The organism is Bradyrhizobium sp. CCGB01 (assembly GCF_024199795.1).
Taxonomy (GTDB): Bacteria; Pseudomonadota; Alphaproteobacteria; order Rhizobiales; family Xanthobacteraceae; genus Bradyrhizobium.
Genome location: NZ_JANADK010000001.1, coordinates 9,242,067 through 9,256,938, shown reverse-complemented (window position 1 = coordinate 9,256,938; position 14,872 = coordinate 9,242,067). Strand labels below are relative to the sequence as shown.

The 14,872-nt window shown below is 63.5% G+C and carries 12 protein-coding genes; 5 read left to right on the top strand and 7 right to left on the bottom strand.

Annotated features, from left to right (window positions below; translation table 11 throughout):
- The first annotated feature begins 15 nt into the window (after positions 1-15).
- Together NLM25_RS43535 and NLM25_RS43530 are read left to right on the top strand one after the other, a co-directional pair.
- Positions 16-1,344 carry a polyhydroxyalkanoate depolymerase gene (locus tag NLM25_RS43535; protein WP_254124734.1) on the top strand — a complete coding sequence of 443 codons (1,329 nt, stop codon included), beginning with the start codon at positions 16-18 and terminating at the stop codon, positions 1,342-1,344.
- 311 nt (positions 1,345-1,655) lie between these two features.
- Positions 1,656-2,495 carry a M48 family metallopeptidase gene (locus NLM25_RS43530; protein WP_254141040.1) on the top strand — a complete coding sequence of 280 codons (840 nt, stop codon included), beginning with the start codon at positions 1,656-1,658 and terminating at the stop codon, positions 2,493-2,495.
- Between the two features lie 192 nt (positions 2,496-2,687).
- Here NLM25_RS43530 and NLM25_RS43525 read toward each other — a convergent pair whose 3' ends face one another.
- Positions 2,688-3,347 (bottom strand): hypothetical protein, encoded by a 660-nt coding sequence (locus NLM25_RS43525; protein ID WP_254141039.1) that lies wholly within the window; start codon positions 3,345-3,347, stop codon positions 2,688-2,690.
- Between the two features lie 348 nt (positions 3,348-3,695).
- On the bottom strand, positions 3,696-5,903 hold the full coding sequence (locus NLM25_RS43520) for a transglycosylase domain-containing protein (RefSeq protein ID WP_254141038.1): 2,208 nt from the start codon (positions 5,901-5,903) through the stop codon (positions 3,696-3,698).
- Positions 5,904-6,070: 167 nt separating this feature from the next.
- On the opposite strand from NLM25_RS43520, the gene NLM25_RS43515 reads away from it, so the two are divergent.
- Positions 6,071-6,496 (top strand): DUF1330 domain-containing protein, encoded by a 426-nt coding sequence (locus NLM25_RS43515; RefSeq protein ID WP_254141037.1) that lies wholly within the window; start codon positions 6,071-6,073, stop codon positions 6,494-6,496.
- A gap of 133 nt (positions 6,497-6,629) precedes the next feature.
- On the opposite strand, the gene NLM25_RS43510 is transcribed toward NLM25_RS43515, so the two are convergent.
- The 3 genes from NLM25_RS43510 to NLM25_RS43500 all read right to left on the bottom strand — a co-directional run bounded on the left by NLM25_RS43510 (position 6,630) and on the right by NLM25_RS43500 (position 9,832).
- A complete protein-coding gene (locus tag NLM25_RS43510; RefSeq protein WP_254141036.1) occupies positions 6,630-7,856 on the bottom strand; it encodes an ABC transporter substrate-binding protein in 1,227 nt (408 codons plus the stop codon).
- Positions 7,857-8,112: 256 nt separating this feature from the next.
- Positions 8,113-9,339, bottom strand: a complete 1,227-nt coding sequence (locus NLM25_RS43505; protein WP_254141035.1) for an ABC transporter substrate-binding protein — start codon at positions 9,337-9,339, stop codon at positions 8,113-8,115.
- Positions 9,340-9,469: 130 nt separating this feature from the next.
- Positions 9,470-9,832, bottom strand: coding sequence for a DUF1304 domain-containing protein (locus NLM25_RS43500; protein ID WP_254141034.1), 363 nt, complete (start codon positions 9,830-9,832; stop codon positions 9,470-9,472).
- Between the two features lie 84 nt (positions 9,833-9,916).
- Between NLM25_RS43500 and NLM25_RS43495 the strand changes: the two genes are divergently transcribed.
- The gene (locus tag NLM25_RS43495) at positions 9,917-10,447 is read left to right on the top strand and encodes a methylated-DNA--[protein]-cysteine S-methyltransferase (RefSeq protein WP_254141033.1); all 531 of its coding nucleotides are present in this window, start codon (positions 9,917-9,919) and stop codon (positions 10,445-10,447) included.
- Between the two features lie 50 nt (positions 10,448-10,497).
- Here NLM25_RS43495 and NLM25_RS43490 read toward each other — a convergent pair whose 3' ends face one another.
- Complete coding sequence (locus NLM25_RS43490; RefSeq protein ID WP_254124050.1) at positions 10,498-10,902, bottom strand: nuclear transport factor 2 family protein; 405 nt, start codon at positions 10,900-10,902, stop codon at positions 10,498-10,500.
- Between the two features lie 112 nt (positions 10,903-11,014).
- Here NLM25_RS43490 and NLM25_RS43485 point away from each other — a divergent pair, with 112 nt between their 5' ends.
- Entirely contained in the window at positions 11,015-11,914 is a 900-nt protein-coding gene (locus NLM25_RS43485; RefSeq protein WP_254124049.1) for a LysR family transcriptional regulator, read from the top strand.
- 87 nt (positions 11,915-12,001) lie between these two features.
- Here NLM25_RS43485 and NLM25_RS43480 read toward each other — a convergent pair whose 3' ends face one another.
- A complete protein-coding gene (locus NLM25_RS43480) occupies positions 12,002-14,791 on the bottom strand; it encodes a [protein-PII] uridylyltransferase (RefSeq protein ID WP_254141032.1) in 2,790 nt (929 codons plus the stop codon).
- Positions 14,792-14,872: the final 81 nt, after the last annotated feature.

Here is a 14,872-nt window from a genome sequence, read left to right as displayed (position 1 = left end):
AAGAGGAATATGACGATGCCTATTGGTGAGTTCGGCGGCGCGCCGCCCCTGGCGGCAGAAGGCAGCCCGGTCCTGACGACGCCGATGTACTGGATGTACGAGATGGCGCAGGCCTCTCTCAATCCGGCGCGTGCGGTCACCGACGCGACCAAGCTTCTGTTTCAGAATCCCCTCAATCCCTGGGCGCGCACCGAGGTCGGCAAGTCGGTCGCCGCGGCCTGCGAATTGTTCGAACGCACCACGCGCCGCTACGGCAAGCCGGAATGGGGCCTCGACGACACCGAGGTCAACGGCATCCGCGTCCCCGTCGAGGTCCGTTCGGTCTGGGAAAAGCCGTTCTGCAAGCTGCTCTACTTCGATCGCAAGTTCGCTCGTCCGCTGCGCAGCCCGCAGCCGCGCGTGCTGATCGTCGCGCCGATGTCCGGCCACTATGCGACGCTGCTCCGCGGCACGGTCGAGGCGTTCCTGCCGGCGCATGAGGTCTACATCACCGACTGGGCCGACGCCCGCATGGTGCCGCTCAGCGAAGGCCGCTTCGATCTCGACGACTACATCGACTACGTCATCGAGATGCTGCACGTCCTTGGCGGCAACACCCATGTCATGGCGGTGTGCCAGCCCTCCGTTCCCGTCGTCGCCGCCGTCTCGATCATGGAAGCGCGGCGAGACCCGTTCGTGCCGACCTCGATGACGCTGATGGGCGGCCCGATCGACACCCGCCGCAATCCGACCGGCGTGAACAACCTGGCGCAGGAACGCGGCATCGACTGGTTCCGCAACCACGTCATCACCAAGGTGCCGTTCCCGCATCCGGGCATGATGCGCGACGTCTATCCGGGCTTCCTGCAGCTCAACGGGTTCATCAGCATGAACCTCGACCGGCACATGGACGCCCACAAGCAGCTGTTCGCCAATCTGGTGAAGGGCGACGGCGACCTCGTCGACAAGCATCGCGACTTCTACGACGAATATCTCGCGGTGATGGATCTCTCGGCAGAGTATTACCTGCAGACGGTCGACACCGTGTTCGTGAAGCACTCGCTGCCGAAGGGCGAGATGACCCATCGCGGAACCCGCGTCGATCCCTCGAAGGTCACGCGCGTGGCGCTGATGACGGTCGAAGGCGAGAACGACGACATCTCCGGGCTCGGTCAGACCGAAGCAACGCACACATTGTGCAGTTCGATCCCCGATCATCGCCGTGTTCATTACGTCCAGAAGGGCGTCGGGCATTACGGCGTGTTCAACGGCTCGCGCTTCAAGTCGGAAATCGTGCCGCGCATCCATGACTTCATGGTCTCGGCTGCGAATCCGAGCTCGTTGCAGGCTCTTGCGGCTGAATAGAGCGTTTTCGAGCGAAGTGGCGACCGGTTCGCGTAAAGAAAACGCGTCAAAACAGGAATCTAGAGCCGTTCCGATTCCATCGGAACGGCTCTGGTCGCGTATTTCGGCTTTCCCGCTGAAAATCGATGCCCTGTCGGGAGTTCCGGCAGGGCTTGGTTCCCTCCGGATTCGCGGTATTTAGGTAGCTTTATAGGAGTGAGTCTCCCCTCAGCCCTTGGGGGTACCGCATGCATCCAGCGGGGGCGAAAAAAGCCGGTTCCAACCCCAGTCTGTAGGGTCTCCCGGACGCCTAACCCCTGTATATTGGGCAAATGATTTGTTTTTGCGCCGAGCGCTTTCCCTGGCGGCGGTTATGGCAGAATCCGGGCGCCCTCCTGCCCCCCGGACTGACAGACATGGCCACTCGCGCGCTCCTCTATCGACGGCCCCACGAACCGAAGACCCTCTTGATCACCCACGGATCGCAATTCTTTGCGATCCGACTGCGCCGGCATCGCCGCGCGCGCCGCTACACGCTCAGAATTCATCCGAGCGATCGCGAAGCCATCCTCACCATCCCGCCGCGCGGCACGTTGGCCGAAGCCAAGGACTTCGCGCAGCGTCATGGTGCGTGGATCGCGGCACGTCTCGGCCGATTGCCGAAGGCGGCGCCGTTCCAACCCGGCACAGTGATACCGCTTCGCGGCGTTTCCCACCGCATCGTGCATCGTGCCGGCACGCGCGGCACGGTGTGGACCGAAGTGCGCGACAGCGGTGAACGCATTCTCTGCGTCGCCGGCGGGCACGAGCATGTCGACCGCCGCATCAGCGACTTCCTCAAGCGCGAGGCGCGCCGCGATCTCCAGCGCTCGGCGGAGGCTTACGCCGCCGAGCTCGGCGTCAAGGTCAAACGCCTCTCGATTCGCGATCAATCCAGCCGCTGGGGCTCCTGCACCTCGGCCGGCTCGCTGTCGTTCTCCTGGCGCCTCATCCTCGCGCCACCCTTCGTGCTCGACTACCTCGCCGCGCACGAGGTCGCCCACCTCGTCGAGATGAACCATTCGGCGCGGTTCTGGCGCGTCTGCGGAAAGGTCTGCCCGTCGATGGAGCGCGCCAAGAAGTGGCTCGACACCCACGGGAATGATCTGCACCGGTACGGGGTCGAGGATTAGCCTCGTCGCAGATTAGGCCCCGCTGGCGAGCCCAGCAAACACTGTCATCGTCCGCCTTGTGCGCGCTTGCGCACTGGGGCGGACGATCCAGTATTCCAGAGGCGGTTCTTGTCAAACCGAGACGCCGCGGCGTACTGGATTCCCCGCTTTCGCGGGGAATGACAGCGAGAGCGGGGCGGCATCAAACGACGCTCACGCACTGAAATCCGCGCTCGTCCCCGACCGCGCGCGTGTCGCCAGATACGGCGCTTGCTGCTGCGCCATGACCCTTTGGCCCTCGGCCAGCATCGCCTGGAACGCCGCATCGAGTTGATCGCGGCTGTAGGTCGCAGAACTGCTCTGACGCGGTGTCCATTGCGATTGCGTGATCGCGGTGGGAGCTTTTTCGACGGTGCCGCCAAGCAGTTCGGCGTAGGTGTCGGCGCGCCATTGCGCCAGATCCGGTCCGCTCAGACCGGGAGGATCCTGCAGATTGCCGATCTTCGCGGCCGCCGCGTTGGTCATCGTCGAGGAGCCGCCATTGTACAGAGTGGCCACCACCTTGCCGTCGACTTTCACCCGAGCATAGGTGTTCTGCGGCGCATCGTCCGAGACGGCCGCTTGAGTCGCGCTCGTATCATGGGTCATCAGCCAGTTCGTTGCCATCAGGTCGCGCAGGACAGGATTATCCGCCACCGATATCGGCTTGGCACCTTGCAGCGGCTTGACCTGCGAGACGTCAATCCGGAAGCCGCTGGTCGCAGCGTCAGTCGCGTCCGGTACCGCAGGCTGGAGACCCGATGTCGCATTTGAAGCGGATGTTGAGGCGGGCCGCAGATGGGGCAATGCCGCGCTGGATACACCGGACATCATGGAACGCTCCTCGCCTACTTGCTCAACCTATGAGAGCAAATCCCGGACCAATAGCGGGAGCCTGAAGAGACTGGTGTTTTTGCTTTCAGGGGGGCGCTGGCCCCGGTCGATCTTGCCGCCATGGGCAGGATTTGCCGAAGCGTTCGCGGGGAATGACGGGCAGATGTCAGCGCGTTTCGCGCGATTCCAGTCCTCCGCAGCGACGATCGCGCTGCGCGCTCGATTTTCCGCTCCACATCAAACGCTTCGCACGATCCACCGCGCACTGCGCCAGACATCACCGGCTACTGTGCATGGGGTTGTTTTCGCGATTTTATGTTTTGAGGGTCTCAAGGACCTCGGGAACACCTATCGGTTTCCGCCAAACAGCCGGTCCATCAGCCAGCCGTCGAGCCCCGCCGCCGCTTCCGGCCGCACATTGGCGCGGGTGGGAGGAGGCGGGCGATAGCCGCCATTGTTGGCAGGAGCTGACGCCGGCGCGGTCGGCGGCGACACCTGCGATGCCGCCTGGGCGAGGTTCGACAGGCCCCAGGTCGCTTGCGAGTTCGGCAGGGCTGCCACCGGCACGCCCTCGTGCGCCGTGCGCATGAAGCGCGACCAGACTTCGACGGGCAGGCCGCCGCCGGTTGCCTTCCTGGTCGGCGAATTGTCGTCATTGCCGAGCCAGACGCCGGTGACGAGGTTGGCGGTGTAGCCGATGAACCAGGCGTCGCGGTAATCCTGGCTGGTGCCGGTCTTGCCGGCCGCCGGCCAGCCGGGGATCTCCGCCTTCTTGGCGGTGCCGCTGATCAAGGTTTCCCGCATCATCGTGTTCATCATGCCGACATAGCGCGGGTCGATGACCTGATTGCGCTCGTCAGGCTGGCGCATGTAGAGCAGCTTGCCGCTGAGCGTCCTGATCCGCGTCACGACATGCGGCGCCACCGCGAGGCCACCATTGGCGAAGGGGGCATAGGCGCCGACCAGCTCGACCACCGAGACCTCGGAGGTGCCGAGCGCGATCGAGGCATTGGCCTCGAGCTTCGAGGAGATGCCGAGCCGGTGCGCGGTGCGCACCACGTTCTTCGGCCCGACCTCGAGGCCGAGGCGGATGGCGACGGTGTTGAGCGACATCGCCAGCGCCTGCGTCAGCGTCACCGCGCCGAAATATTCATGGGTGTAGTTCTCGGGCTTCCAGCCCTTGACCTCGATCGGCGCGTCCTGGCGCATCGTGTCCGGCGTCAGCCCCTGCTCGAGCGCGGTCAGGTACACGAACGGCTTGAACGAGGAGCCTGGCTGGCGTTTTGCCGTGACCGCGCGGTTGTACTGGCTCTCGGAATAGTTCCGTCCGCCGACCATGGCGCGTACGGCGCCGTCGGGCGTCATCGCGACCAGCGCGCCCTGGCTGACATTGAACTTGACGCTCTTGGCCGCGAGCTCGTCGATGATGGCGGCTTCCGCCACGCTCTGCAGCTTCGGATCGATCGTGGTCTCGACCTTGATGCTCTCGTCGATCTGGCCGACCAGATCGTCCAGGACCTCGCCGATCCAGTCGGCGACGTAATTGACCGTACCGGCGCCGGCCGGCTTCACGTTGTAGGAGGGATGGCCAATCGAGGCCTGTGCCTGCGCGTCGGTGATGAACTTTGCATCCGCCATCGCCGCGAGCACGATCTGCGCGCGCGCTTCCGCGCCTTCGGGGTTGCGGTTCGGCGCCAGCCGCGAGGGCGATTTGACGAGGCCGGCCAGCATCGCGGCTTCCGCGACGGTGACGTTCCTGGCGGACTTGCCGAAATATTTTTGCGCCGCTGCCTCGACGCCATAGGCGCCCGAGCCGAAATAGACGCGGTTGAGGTAGAGTTCCAGAATCTCGTTCTTGGAATGCTTGCGCTCCAGCCAGATCGCGAGCTCCGCCTCCTGCAGCTTGCGCTGCATGGTGCGCTCCTGGGTCAGGAACAGGTTCTTGGCAAGCTGCTGCGTCAGCGTCGAGCCGCCCTGCGACACGCCGCGATGCATGACGTTGGTGACGAGCGCGCGCAGGATGCCGACGGGATCGATGCCGAAATGCGAATAGAAGCGGCGGTCCTCGATGGCGATGAACGCCTTCGGCAGATACGGCGGCAGATCCTTCAGCGGGACGTTGGCCCCGGCCATTTCGCCGCGCTGCGCCAGCATGCTGCCGTCGATGCCGACGATCTGGATCGTCGGCGGGCGCTTGGGGATTTCCAGCGACTGGATCGGCGGCAGATGGGCGCCGACATAGATCACGACGCCGATCACCGCGATCACGCCCCACAGGCTCAGCACCGCGCCCCAATAGACCAGGCGGCCGAGGCCGGCGCCGATACGCGATCGGGATCGCCGCTTGGCGCCGCTGCGACTCGGCTGCGCCTTCTCGCGCGGCGGCTCGTCACCGGCATCGTCGCTCTTGCGCTTGGCGGGTGATTTCGCAGATTTCTTCGGCTTGTCCTCGCCGCCGGGGATGCGGTCCGCCGCCGTCAGGCGCAGATCGGCGAGCGCCGCAGGCAAGCCGAACAACGGCTCCTTCCGCCCACCCTTTTTCTTTCCCAACCCCATACGCAATACGCCCGGTCAGCCCGCCCCGTCGCACGCTAGCGGTCGCTGTTTAAGGCCCGGTTACCCCGACGTTAACGCGCGATTAGGAGGTGCGGCATTCGCCTGCCGCAGTTCCGCTTCCCAGGCGCCAGAGCTAGGATCGAGCGCATCAAGAAGAGGGAACCCGCATGGGCCACATCGATCCGACCAAGGAGATTTTTGCGCAGTTCCGGGACAACGACCGCCCCGGCCCGATCCACATGCTCAATCTGGTGCGTTTGCGCCAGGAGGCGGCCTATCCTGACGGCCGCAAGGCGAGCGGCGCGGAAGCCTATGCGGCCTATGGCCGCGAGAGCGGTCCGGTGTTCGAGCGCCTCGGCGGCCGCATCGTCTGGCAGGGCAAGTTCGAGCTGATGCTGATCGGGCCGCAGGCGGAGCGCTGGGACCATTGCTTCATCGCCGAATATCCCAGCGTCGCCGCCTTCGTCGAGATGATCCGCGATCCCGTCTATCGCGAGGCGGTGAAGCACCGGCAGGCCGCGGTGGAGGATTCGCGATTGATCCGGCACGCGGTGCTGCCGGTGGGAAAGGGCTTTGGAGAAATACCTGAGTAGGAGTTCGTAGGGTGGGTTAGCGCAGCGGTTGCGCGGAGCGCAGTCCGCTGGGCGTAACCCACCTCTTGTCTTTCCGTATGCTGAAAGAAGTGGTGGGTTACGCCTTCGGCTAACCCACCCTACGAGAGCAACACTAGCCCGCCGGACCCGCATCCTCCAGGATCGGGCCGAACAGCTCCCAGCGCTCGCCGTTGAACTTCATCATCTGAAGCTGCTTGTTGACGCGGTAGTCGGTGGCCGAGGTGTTGGCCTTGATGCCGGGCAGTGCGATGTCGCTGGTGACGTCCTTCAGCGAAGCCGCCTGCTTCATGACGTTCTCGCGCGTCAGATCGTCACCGCACTGCTTCAGCACATGGACCAGCAGCTGGGCGGTGCCGTAGCCGTAAGTGTTGAAGTTCGAGTCCTTGTCGCCATCCGGATAGTACTTGGCCATGAAGTCGAAATACCTCTTCAGGCCGGCGTCATCCTTCCAGGTCGGATCGAGCGGTTCCTTGCCGTAGTTGACACTGATCAGGCCCTTGGCGGCATCGAGGCCGGCCGGCTTCAGCACCGCGCCGACCGAGGTGGCGTTGATGTCGACGATCTGCACCGGATGCCAGCCCATCTCAGCGATCTTCTTGATCGCCTGTGCCGCCTGCTTCGGCGTGCTGGCGCTGAAGAAGAGGTCGGCGCCGGCGTCCTTGATCTTGAGAATCTGCGAATCGACCGTGGGATCGGAAACTTCGTAGGACGCTTCGGTCACGATCATCTTGGCGGCCTTGTCGCCGAGACCGGCCTTGATGCCGTTGAGATAGTCCTTGCCGAGGTCGTCGTTCTGATAGAGCACGCCGATCTTGGCGTTCGGATGCTCCTTCAGGATGTACTGTCCGTAGATGCGGCCTTCGACGAAGTAGTTCGGATTATAGCCCATGGTCCACGGAAAGTTCTTCGGATCGGTGAACCTCGAGGCGCCGGTCGCCGCGAACAGCTGCGGCACCTTCTTGGCATTGAGATATTTCTGGACGGCCGCGTTCACGGGCGTGCCGATGATCTGGAAGGTCAGCAGCACCTCGTCGCTCTCGACGAGCTTGCGAATCTGCTCCACGGCTTTCGGCGGCGAATAGGCGTCGTCATACTGGATCAGATTGATCTTGCGGCCGTTGATGCCGCCCTGGTCGTTGATCATCTTGAAATAGGCGGCCTGGGTCTTGCCGATCGACGAATAGGCCGACGCCGGTCCCGAAAACGGCATGGTTTGTCCGACCTTGATCTCGGTGTCGGTCGCGCCCGGATCATATTTTTTCTGGGCATTGGCCGCGGAGACCGACAGCGCCAGGGTCAGCGCCGTTGCGGTGGCCAGATGCAGCATTCCATTCCTCATTCGCAATTTCCTCAGCTTGTTATTGCCGATGATCGATCGGGCGCGCTGTTGCGCGCCCGATGCCATCGCTGAGGGCGAGTGTGGAGGAACGATTGTTGCAACGCAAGGTGGACGGAGACACTCAGTTCGTAGGGTGGGTTGGCCGAAGGCGCAACCCACCACTGTCTGTCTCCGCAGAAGCGAAAGGAGGTGGGTTACGCCAGCGGACTGCGCTCCGCGCAGCCGCGAGCTAACCCACCCTGCGACCGCGACAGAACTAACCCGCCGGGCCGTTGTCCTCGATGATCGGTCCGAACAGCTCCCAGCGCTCGCCGTTGAACCTCATCATCTGCATCTGCTTGTTGACGCGGTAGTCGTTCGGGCCGGTGTTGATCTTGATGCCCGGCAGCGCGAAGCTCGGGGTGAAGTCCTTGATGTTGGCGACCTGCTTCATCACGTTCTCGCGCGACAGGTCGTCGCCGCACTGTTTCAGCACCTGCGTCAGCAGCTCGGCGACCGAGTAAGCATAGGTGTTGACCGTGTTGAGCTTGTCGCCTTCGGGGAAATACTTGTCCATGAATGCGAAGAACGCCTTCACGCCCGGATCGTCCTTCCACTGCGGATCGCTCGGCTCCTTGCCGTATTGGGTCGAGATGATGCCCTTGGAGATGTCGAGGCCGGCCGGCTTCAGCGTCGCCGAGATCGGACTCGCATTGATGTCGAGGATGTGCACCGGATTCCAGCCGAGCTCGGCCACCTTCTTGATGGCCTGCGCCGCGAATTTCGGTGTCGAGGCATCGTAGAAGAGATCGGCGCCCAGCGACTTCAGCTTGACCACCTGCGAATCCACCGTCGGATCGGTGACTTCGTAGGAGACCTCGCCGACGATCATGCTGGCCGCCTTGTCGCCGAGGCCGCTCTTGAGGCCGGCGAGATAGTCGCGGCCCATGTCGTCGTTCTGGTAGAGCACGCCGATCTTGGCGTTGGGATGCTCCTTGAGAATGTATTTTGCGTAGATCCGTCCCTCGGACACGTAGTTGGGATTATAGGCGATGGTCCAGGGATAGTTCTGCGGATCGTTGAAGCGCGCGGCGCCGGTGGACGCCAGGAGCTGCGGGATCTTCTTGCCGTTGAGATATTTTTGCACGGCGGCGTTGGCGGCGGTGCCGATGATCTGGAAGGTGAAGAGGACTTCGTCGCCTTCGACGAGCTTGCGCACCTGCTCGACGGTCTTCGGCGGCGAATAGGCGTCGTCATACTGGATCAGGTTGATCTTGCGGCCGTTGATGCCGCCCTGATCGTTGATCATCTTGAAGTAGGCGGCCTGCGTCTTGCCGATATTGGCGTAGACGGAGTAGGCGCCGGAGAACGGCACGGTCTGGCCGATCTTGATCTCGGTGTCGCTCGCCCCGGTGTCGTATTTCTTCTGGGCGAGGGCTTGGCTGGCTGAGAACGCGAAGGCGAGCGCAGCCGTGGCAGCTATAAAGGCTCTGCGATTGTTCATATGGGTTGTTCCTCCTGACGGAATTTCTGGCCGACGGTCTTTTCCCGTTGATAACGGTCGCCATCGCTGCCGAAGATTGTGGAGGAAGGTCCGGCGCCGCGCAAGGATCGCGGCGCTGCGCCGAAGCGTCTCAGGTCAGGAGCAGCGCAACCAGCGCGATCGCTGCCGGCAGCGCCTGTACGAGCAGGATGCGGGTGCTGACGGTCGCCGCGCCGTAGGCGCCGGCCACGATCACGCAGAGCAGGAAGAATGCCTTGATCTGGAACGCGAAGGCCGGGTTGCCGTGGATGATGCCCCAGATCAGCCCCGCGGCGAGGAAGCCGTTATAGAGCCCCTGGTTGGCGGCCAGCACTTTCGTGATCTCGGCCTTTTCCGGCGTATTGCGGAATGTCTTCAAGCCCAGCGGCTTGTCCCAGAGAAACATCTCCAGGATCAGGAAGTAGGCGTGCAGTGCGGCGACCAGCGCCACCAGGATATTGGCGATCCAAATCAAGTTGAGCCCCCCAGCTTTCGGGTGGACCTTAGCACGGCCGGCATGGCAAGTGCGATGGCGTGTTTCGATGCAATGGTGGCGCAAATGGCCGTTCGATCAATCAAGACGCTCGAACGTTTCGGCCTCGATCGGCTGCCGACACCGATCGGGATCGCGTTGCTCGTCACCGATGCGCAAGGTGCCTTGCGCGCGCTCGACTGGCACGATTACGAGCACCGCATGCGCGAGCTCTTGCGCCTGCATTACGGCGCGGTGGATCTGAACGATCAGCCGGCGCCGACACAGATGCGGACTGCGCTGTCACGTTACTTCCAAGGCGATCTCGGCCAGCTCTCGGGCATTGCCTGGCGCATCGCCGGCACGCCGTTCCAGCAGAAGGTCTGGACCGCGCTGGCGCAAATCCCTGCCGGCACCACGATGAGCTACGGTGCAATGGCTGCGAGGATCGACATGCCGAAGGCCATCCGAGCCGTCGGCCATGCCAACGGCTCCAACCCGATCAGCGTGGTGCTGCCCTGCCACCGCCTGATCGGTGCCGATGGCTCGCTGGTGAAGTACGGCGGCGGCCTCGAGCGCAAGCGCTGGCTGCTGCGGCATGAGGGCGTGGAGGTTTGAGGGCCCGTTTGAGAATGTGTGAGCGATTGGCGGCGGTGTAACCGAAACCGTCAGACTTTCGACGTCATCACCTTCTGCACGATCTTCCAGGTCCCGTTCACCTTTAGGCATGACAACAGGTCCGTGAAGGAACGCGGCGGAATCTGCAATTTCACCTTCAAGAGCGCGAGCTCTCTTTCAATATCCACCGACAGGATCTGATCGTCGCGCTCGAAGCCCTGTTGCTTCGGAGCTTTCATGTTGCGGACCGCTGCCAGCCAGGTCGCAATCGGCGTCACGTCCACGTTGCCGTCCTCGGCGACCTTCGTCACGGAACTCAAGGGGTGGAATATGGATGCAAATTTCTCGGCATCCATTTCATAGGCGGCATCGAAATAGGTCTGCGCAAGGGAGCGCAAGGCGGGAGCGTCCGTATCCATCGTCATCCTCAAAGCTGTTACACCGAACTCATTCATGCGGCTCGGCCAGCTGTGCCGAGCGTCACCTGCTTGCGCATGACTAGGGCAACGTGGCTTATGAGACTAGTCGCCTTGCATGGCATGGGCTCATGAGCGATATTCATGAACGATGACAAACGAAATGAACGAGCTCGCTACGTTTGCAGTCGTGGCCAGTGAACGAAGCTTTACACGCGCTGCGACAAAGCTGGGTGTGTCTCAGTCTGCCCTCAGCCACACCATCCGGAGGCTTGAGCAACGGCTTGAGCTGCAGCTGCTCGCGCGAACAACCAAGAGCGTTGCACCAACCGCTGCGGGGGCCGCTCTCCTGGAAGACTTGTCGCCCGCACTCGAGCAAATTCGGCATGCCCTCGACAAAGCCCGAAACGTTCGGCACCGACCCGAGGGTCGCCTTCGAATTGTCATGTCACGATCAGCTGCCGTGATGGTATTGCTGCCGCGGCTAAGGGCTTTCGCCGAGGCCTACCCTGACATCGTCCTGGACGTTGTCACCGTCACTGGCCCCGTGGATCTTGTTGCAGGCGAGTTCGATGCCGGTATTCAGCTTGGCGAGTACATTCAAAAGGACATGATCGCGGTTCGTGTCACGCGCGAATTGCGATTGGCGGTCGTAGGGTCGCCGCGCTATTTCGCTTCACGACGCATCCCCGAAAAGCCAAAGGATCTCAACGATCATCGATGCATTACCCTGCGTCTTGCGGGTGGCCCATATCGGTGGGAGTTTGAGCAGGGACGAAAGTCGGTCACGATCAACGTGAACGGGCCGCTCGTCATTGACGATACTCACCTGGTGATTCAGGCGGCGCTCGCCGGAGTTGGTGTCGGAATCGCCTATGAAGAGCAGGTCGTCGGATATATTGCGCAGCGCCGCCTTGTCAGGGTGCTGGAGGATTGGACGCCGCCAATTCCCGGCTTCTTCATGTATTATCCCAGTCGTCGGCATCAGCCAGCCGCGCTGTCTGCCCTCGTGAATGCGCTGCGGCTCTCTGAACAAAAGCCGGCGCGATGATTAGCAAGGGGTTGAAGGCATAGCGTGCCGACCTCTCATCATTTCCAGAGCGCCGCGTAGCGGCGAGCCCGGAATGACGAGAGAAAGTCACGCCGCCGGCTGAACCGCCTTGTCGCCGGCCATCACATGGGTCAGCGCGCTCTTGATCGCGGACTGGCGGGTCGGCGCGTTGATCTGCGCGCCGAGGAGGTCGGTGACGTAGAACACGTCGCGGGCGCGCTCGCCGAAGGTCGCGACATGGGCCGAGGCGATGTTGAGGTTGAGCTTCGAGATCGCAGTGGTCAGCTCGTAGAGCAGGCCGGGGCGGTCGAGGCCGGAGACCTCGATCACCGTGTAGCGGTCGGACCATTGATTGTTGATGGTCACTTCCGGCTCGATCACGAACGGCCGCGCCTTGCTGCGCACGGTGCGCCGCGCCACCACTTCGGGCAGGCGCAGCTTGCCTTCCAGCACGTCCTCGATCATCTCGCCGATGCGCGTGGCGCGCCGGCCCTCGTCCTCGTCGCGGTCGTATTCCCTGGAGATCGAGATCGTGTCGAGCGCGCGGCCGTCGGTCGTCGTGTAGATCTGCGCGTCGACGATGTTGGCGCCGGCCGAGGCGCAGGCGCCCGCGATGATCGAGAGCAGCCAGGGATGGTCGGCGGCGAAGATCGTGAGCTCGGTGACGCCGCGCACCTCGTCGAAGCCGACATTGATCGCGAGCTTGTGGCCGGCCTGTTCGCTGGAGCGGACGAAGCGGGCGTGGCGAATCTTTCGCGGCAGCTCGACCTTCAGCCAATAGGCCGGATAGTGCCGGCCGATATAGGCATCGAGCTCGTCCGCCGGCCACTCCGCGAAGGCCATGCGGAATTCGGCATAGGCGGCGGTCAGGCGCTTGCCGCGGTCGACTTCCGAGAAGCCGCCGGTCAGCACCGGTTCGGTTTCATAATAAAGAGAGCGCAATAGCTGCGCCTTCCAGCCGTTCCACACGCCGGGACCGACGCCGCGGATGTCGGCGGTGGTCAGGATCGTCAGCAGCTTCATCTGCTCGACCGACTGCACCACGGCGGCGAAATTCTCGATCGTCTTGCGGTCGGAGAGATCGCGCGATTGCGCGACCGTGGACATCGTCAGATGCTCCTCGATCAGCCAGGCCACGAGCTCGGTGTCGGCCGCGCTGAAGCCGAGCCGCGGGCAGAGCCGCCGCGCCACCTTGGCGCCGGCGATCGAATGATCCTCGGGCCGGCCCTTGGCGATGTCGTGCAGCAGCGTCGTGATGTAGATCACGGCGCGATGCTCGGGCCGGATCTTGCGCATCAAATCGCTCGCCAGTGCGAACTCCTCGATGCCGCCGCGCTCGATGTCCTGCAGGAAGCCGACGCAGCGGATCAGGTGCTCGTCGACGGTGTAGTGATGATACATGTTGAACTGCATCATCGAGACGATCTTGCCGAAAGCGCGGATGAACTGGCCGAGCACGCCGGTCTCGTTCATCCGCCGCAGCACGATCTCGGCGTTGTCGGAGGTCAGGATCTCCATGAACAACCGGTTGGCTTCCGGATTTTCGCGAAGCTGCGCGTTGATAAGGCCGAGTGAGCGCGTCACGTCGCGCATCGCGTCCGGGTGGAAGGCGAGGTTGTTCTTCTGCGCCAGGCGGAAGATCCGGATCAGATTGACCGGGTCGTGCTTGAACACGTCGGGCGCGGCGACGTTGATGCGGTTGTTGTCGACGATGAAATCGTCGCTCTCAGGCACGCGCCGCTTCACGGGGGTGGGGCGCAGCCGCGCCATCATCCGGCTCAGCACCGGCGCGGGCTTGGCCTGCTGGTCCTCGAGCTTGGCGCAGAGGATGGCGGTGAGGTTGCCGACTTCCTTGGCGACCAGGAAGTAGTGCTTCATGAAGCGCTCGACGTCCTGCATGCCGGGATGCGAGGTGTAGCCGAGCCGGACCGCGATCTCGCGCTGGAGATCGAAGGAGAGGCGCTCCTCCGCGCGGCCGGAGTAGAAGTGCAGGTTGCAGCGCACCGACCAGAGGAAGTCGGCGCAGCGGCGGAAGGTGCGGTATTCCTGCGCGTCGAACACGCCGCGCTCGACCAGCTCGTCGGTGTCGCGGACGCGGTAGACGTATTTGGCGATCCAGAACAGCGTGTGCAGGTCGCGCAGCGCGCCCTTGCCGTCCTTGACGTTGGGCTCGACCAGATAGCGCGACTGGCCGCCGCGGCGGTGGCGCTCCTCGCGCTCGGCGAGCTTTGCGGTGACGAATTCGGACGCCGTGCCCTGCACCACGTCCTTGTCGAAGCGCGCGACCAGTTCGTCATAGAGCGGCTGGTCGCCGGTCAGGAAGCGCGTTTCCAGGATCGCGGTGCGGATGGTCATGTCGCCGCGCGCCTGCCGGATCGATTCATCGACCGAGCGCGTGGCGTGCCCGACCTTCAGCCCCATGTCCCAGAGGCAATAGAGAATGGCTTCGGCGACCTGCTCGCCCCAGGCGGTCTGCTTGTAGGGCAGGATGAACAAGAGATCGATGTCGGATTCGGGGGCCATCAGGCCGCGGCCATAGCCGCCGGTCGCGACCACCGCCATGCGCTCGGCTCCGCTCGGGATCGGCGAGCGGTAGAGATGCCGGGTCGCCGCCGAATACAGGATGCGGATGATCTCGTCCTGCACGTGGCAGAGCCGCTCGGCGCAGCGGCGGCCGTGACGGTCCTTCAGCAGGATCGCCTGCGCCGCGGCGCGGGCTGCGATCAGCTCGGCCTTGAGCAATTGCGCCATGGCCGTACGGAACGTGTCCTCGCGGCCCTCATGCTTTTCGGCAAGCGCATCGACCGCGGCGGTAATCCGCGCGGTGTCGAAACGATCGTCCACCTCGGCCTTGTGCTCAGTCGTGACGCTATCCATGCTTCACCGGATATAAGAGGTGACAGGCGCTGTCACCCGCCATTCTCGGGCAATAGTCGTTCCATGCTGGAAAGCTGCGGC

Bases quoted from the DNA above. Each gene is read 5' to 3' on its own strand.
- NLM25_RS43535 (WP_254124734.1), top strand. From the start codon at position 16: ATGCCTATTGGTGAGTTCGGCGGCGCGCCGCCCCTGGCGGCAGAAGGC.
- NLM25_RS43530 (WP_254141040.1), top strand. From the start codon at position 1,656: ATGATTTGTTTTTGCGCCGAGCGCTTTCCCTGGCGGCGGTTATGGCAG.
- NLM25_RS43525 (WP_254141039.1), bottom strand. From the start codon at position 3,347: ATGATGTCCGGTGTATCCAGCGCGGCATTGCCCCATCTGCGGCCCGCC.
- NLM25_RS43520 (WP_254141038.1), bottom strand. From the start codon at position 5,903: ATGGGGTTGGGAAAGAAAAAGGGTGGGCGGAAGGAGCCGTTGTTCGGC.
- NLM25_RS43515 (WP_254141037.1), top strand. From the start codon at position 6,071: ATGGGCCACATCGATCCGACCAAGGAGATTTTTGCGCAGTTCCGGGAC.
- NLM25_RS43510 (WP_254141036.1), bottom strand. From the start codon at position 7,856: ATGAGGAATGGAATGCTGCATCTGGCCACCGCAACGGCGCTGACCCTG.
- NLM25_RS43505 (WP_254141035.1), bottom strand. From the start codon at position 9,339: ATGAACAATCGCAGAGCCTTTATAGCTGCCACGGCTGCGCTCGCCTTC.
- NLM25_RS43495 (WP_254141033.1), top strand. From the start codon at position 9,917: ATGGCCGTTCGATCAATCAAGACGCTCGAACGTTTCGGCCTCGATCGG.
- NLM25_RS43490 (WP_254124050.1), bottom strand. From the start codon at position 10,902: ATGAATGAGTTCGGTGTAACAGCTTTGAGGATGACGATGGATACGGAC.
- NLM25_RS43485 (WP_254124049.1), top strand. From the start codon at position 11,015: ATGACAAACGAAATGAACGAGCTCGCTACGTTTGCAGTCGTGGCCAGT.
- NLM25_RS43480 (WP_254141032.1), bottom strand. From the start codon at position 14,791: ATGGATAGCGTCACGACTGAGCACAAGGCCGAGGTGGACGATCGTTTC.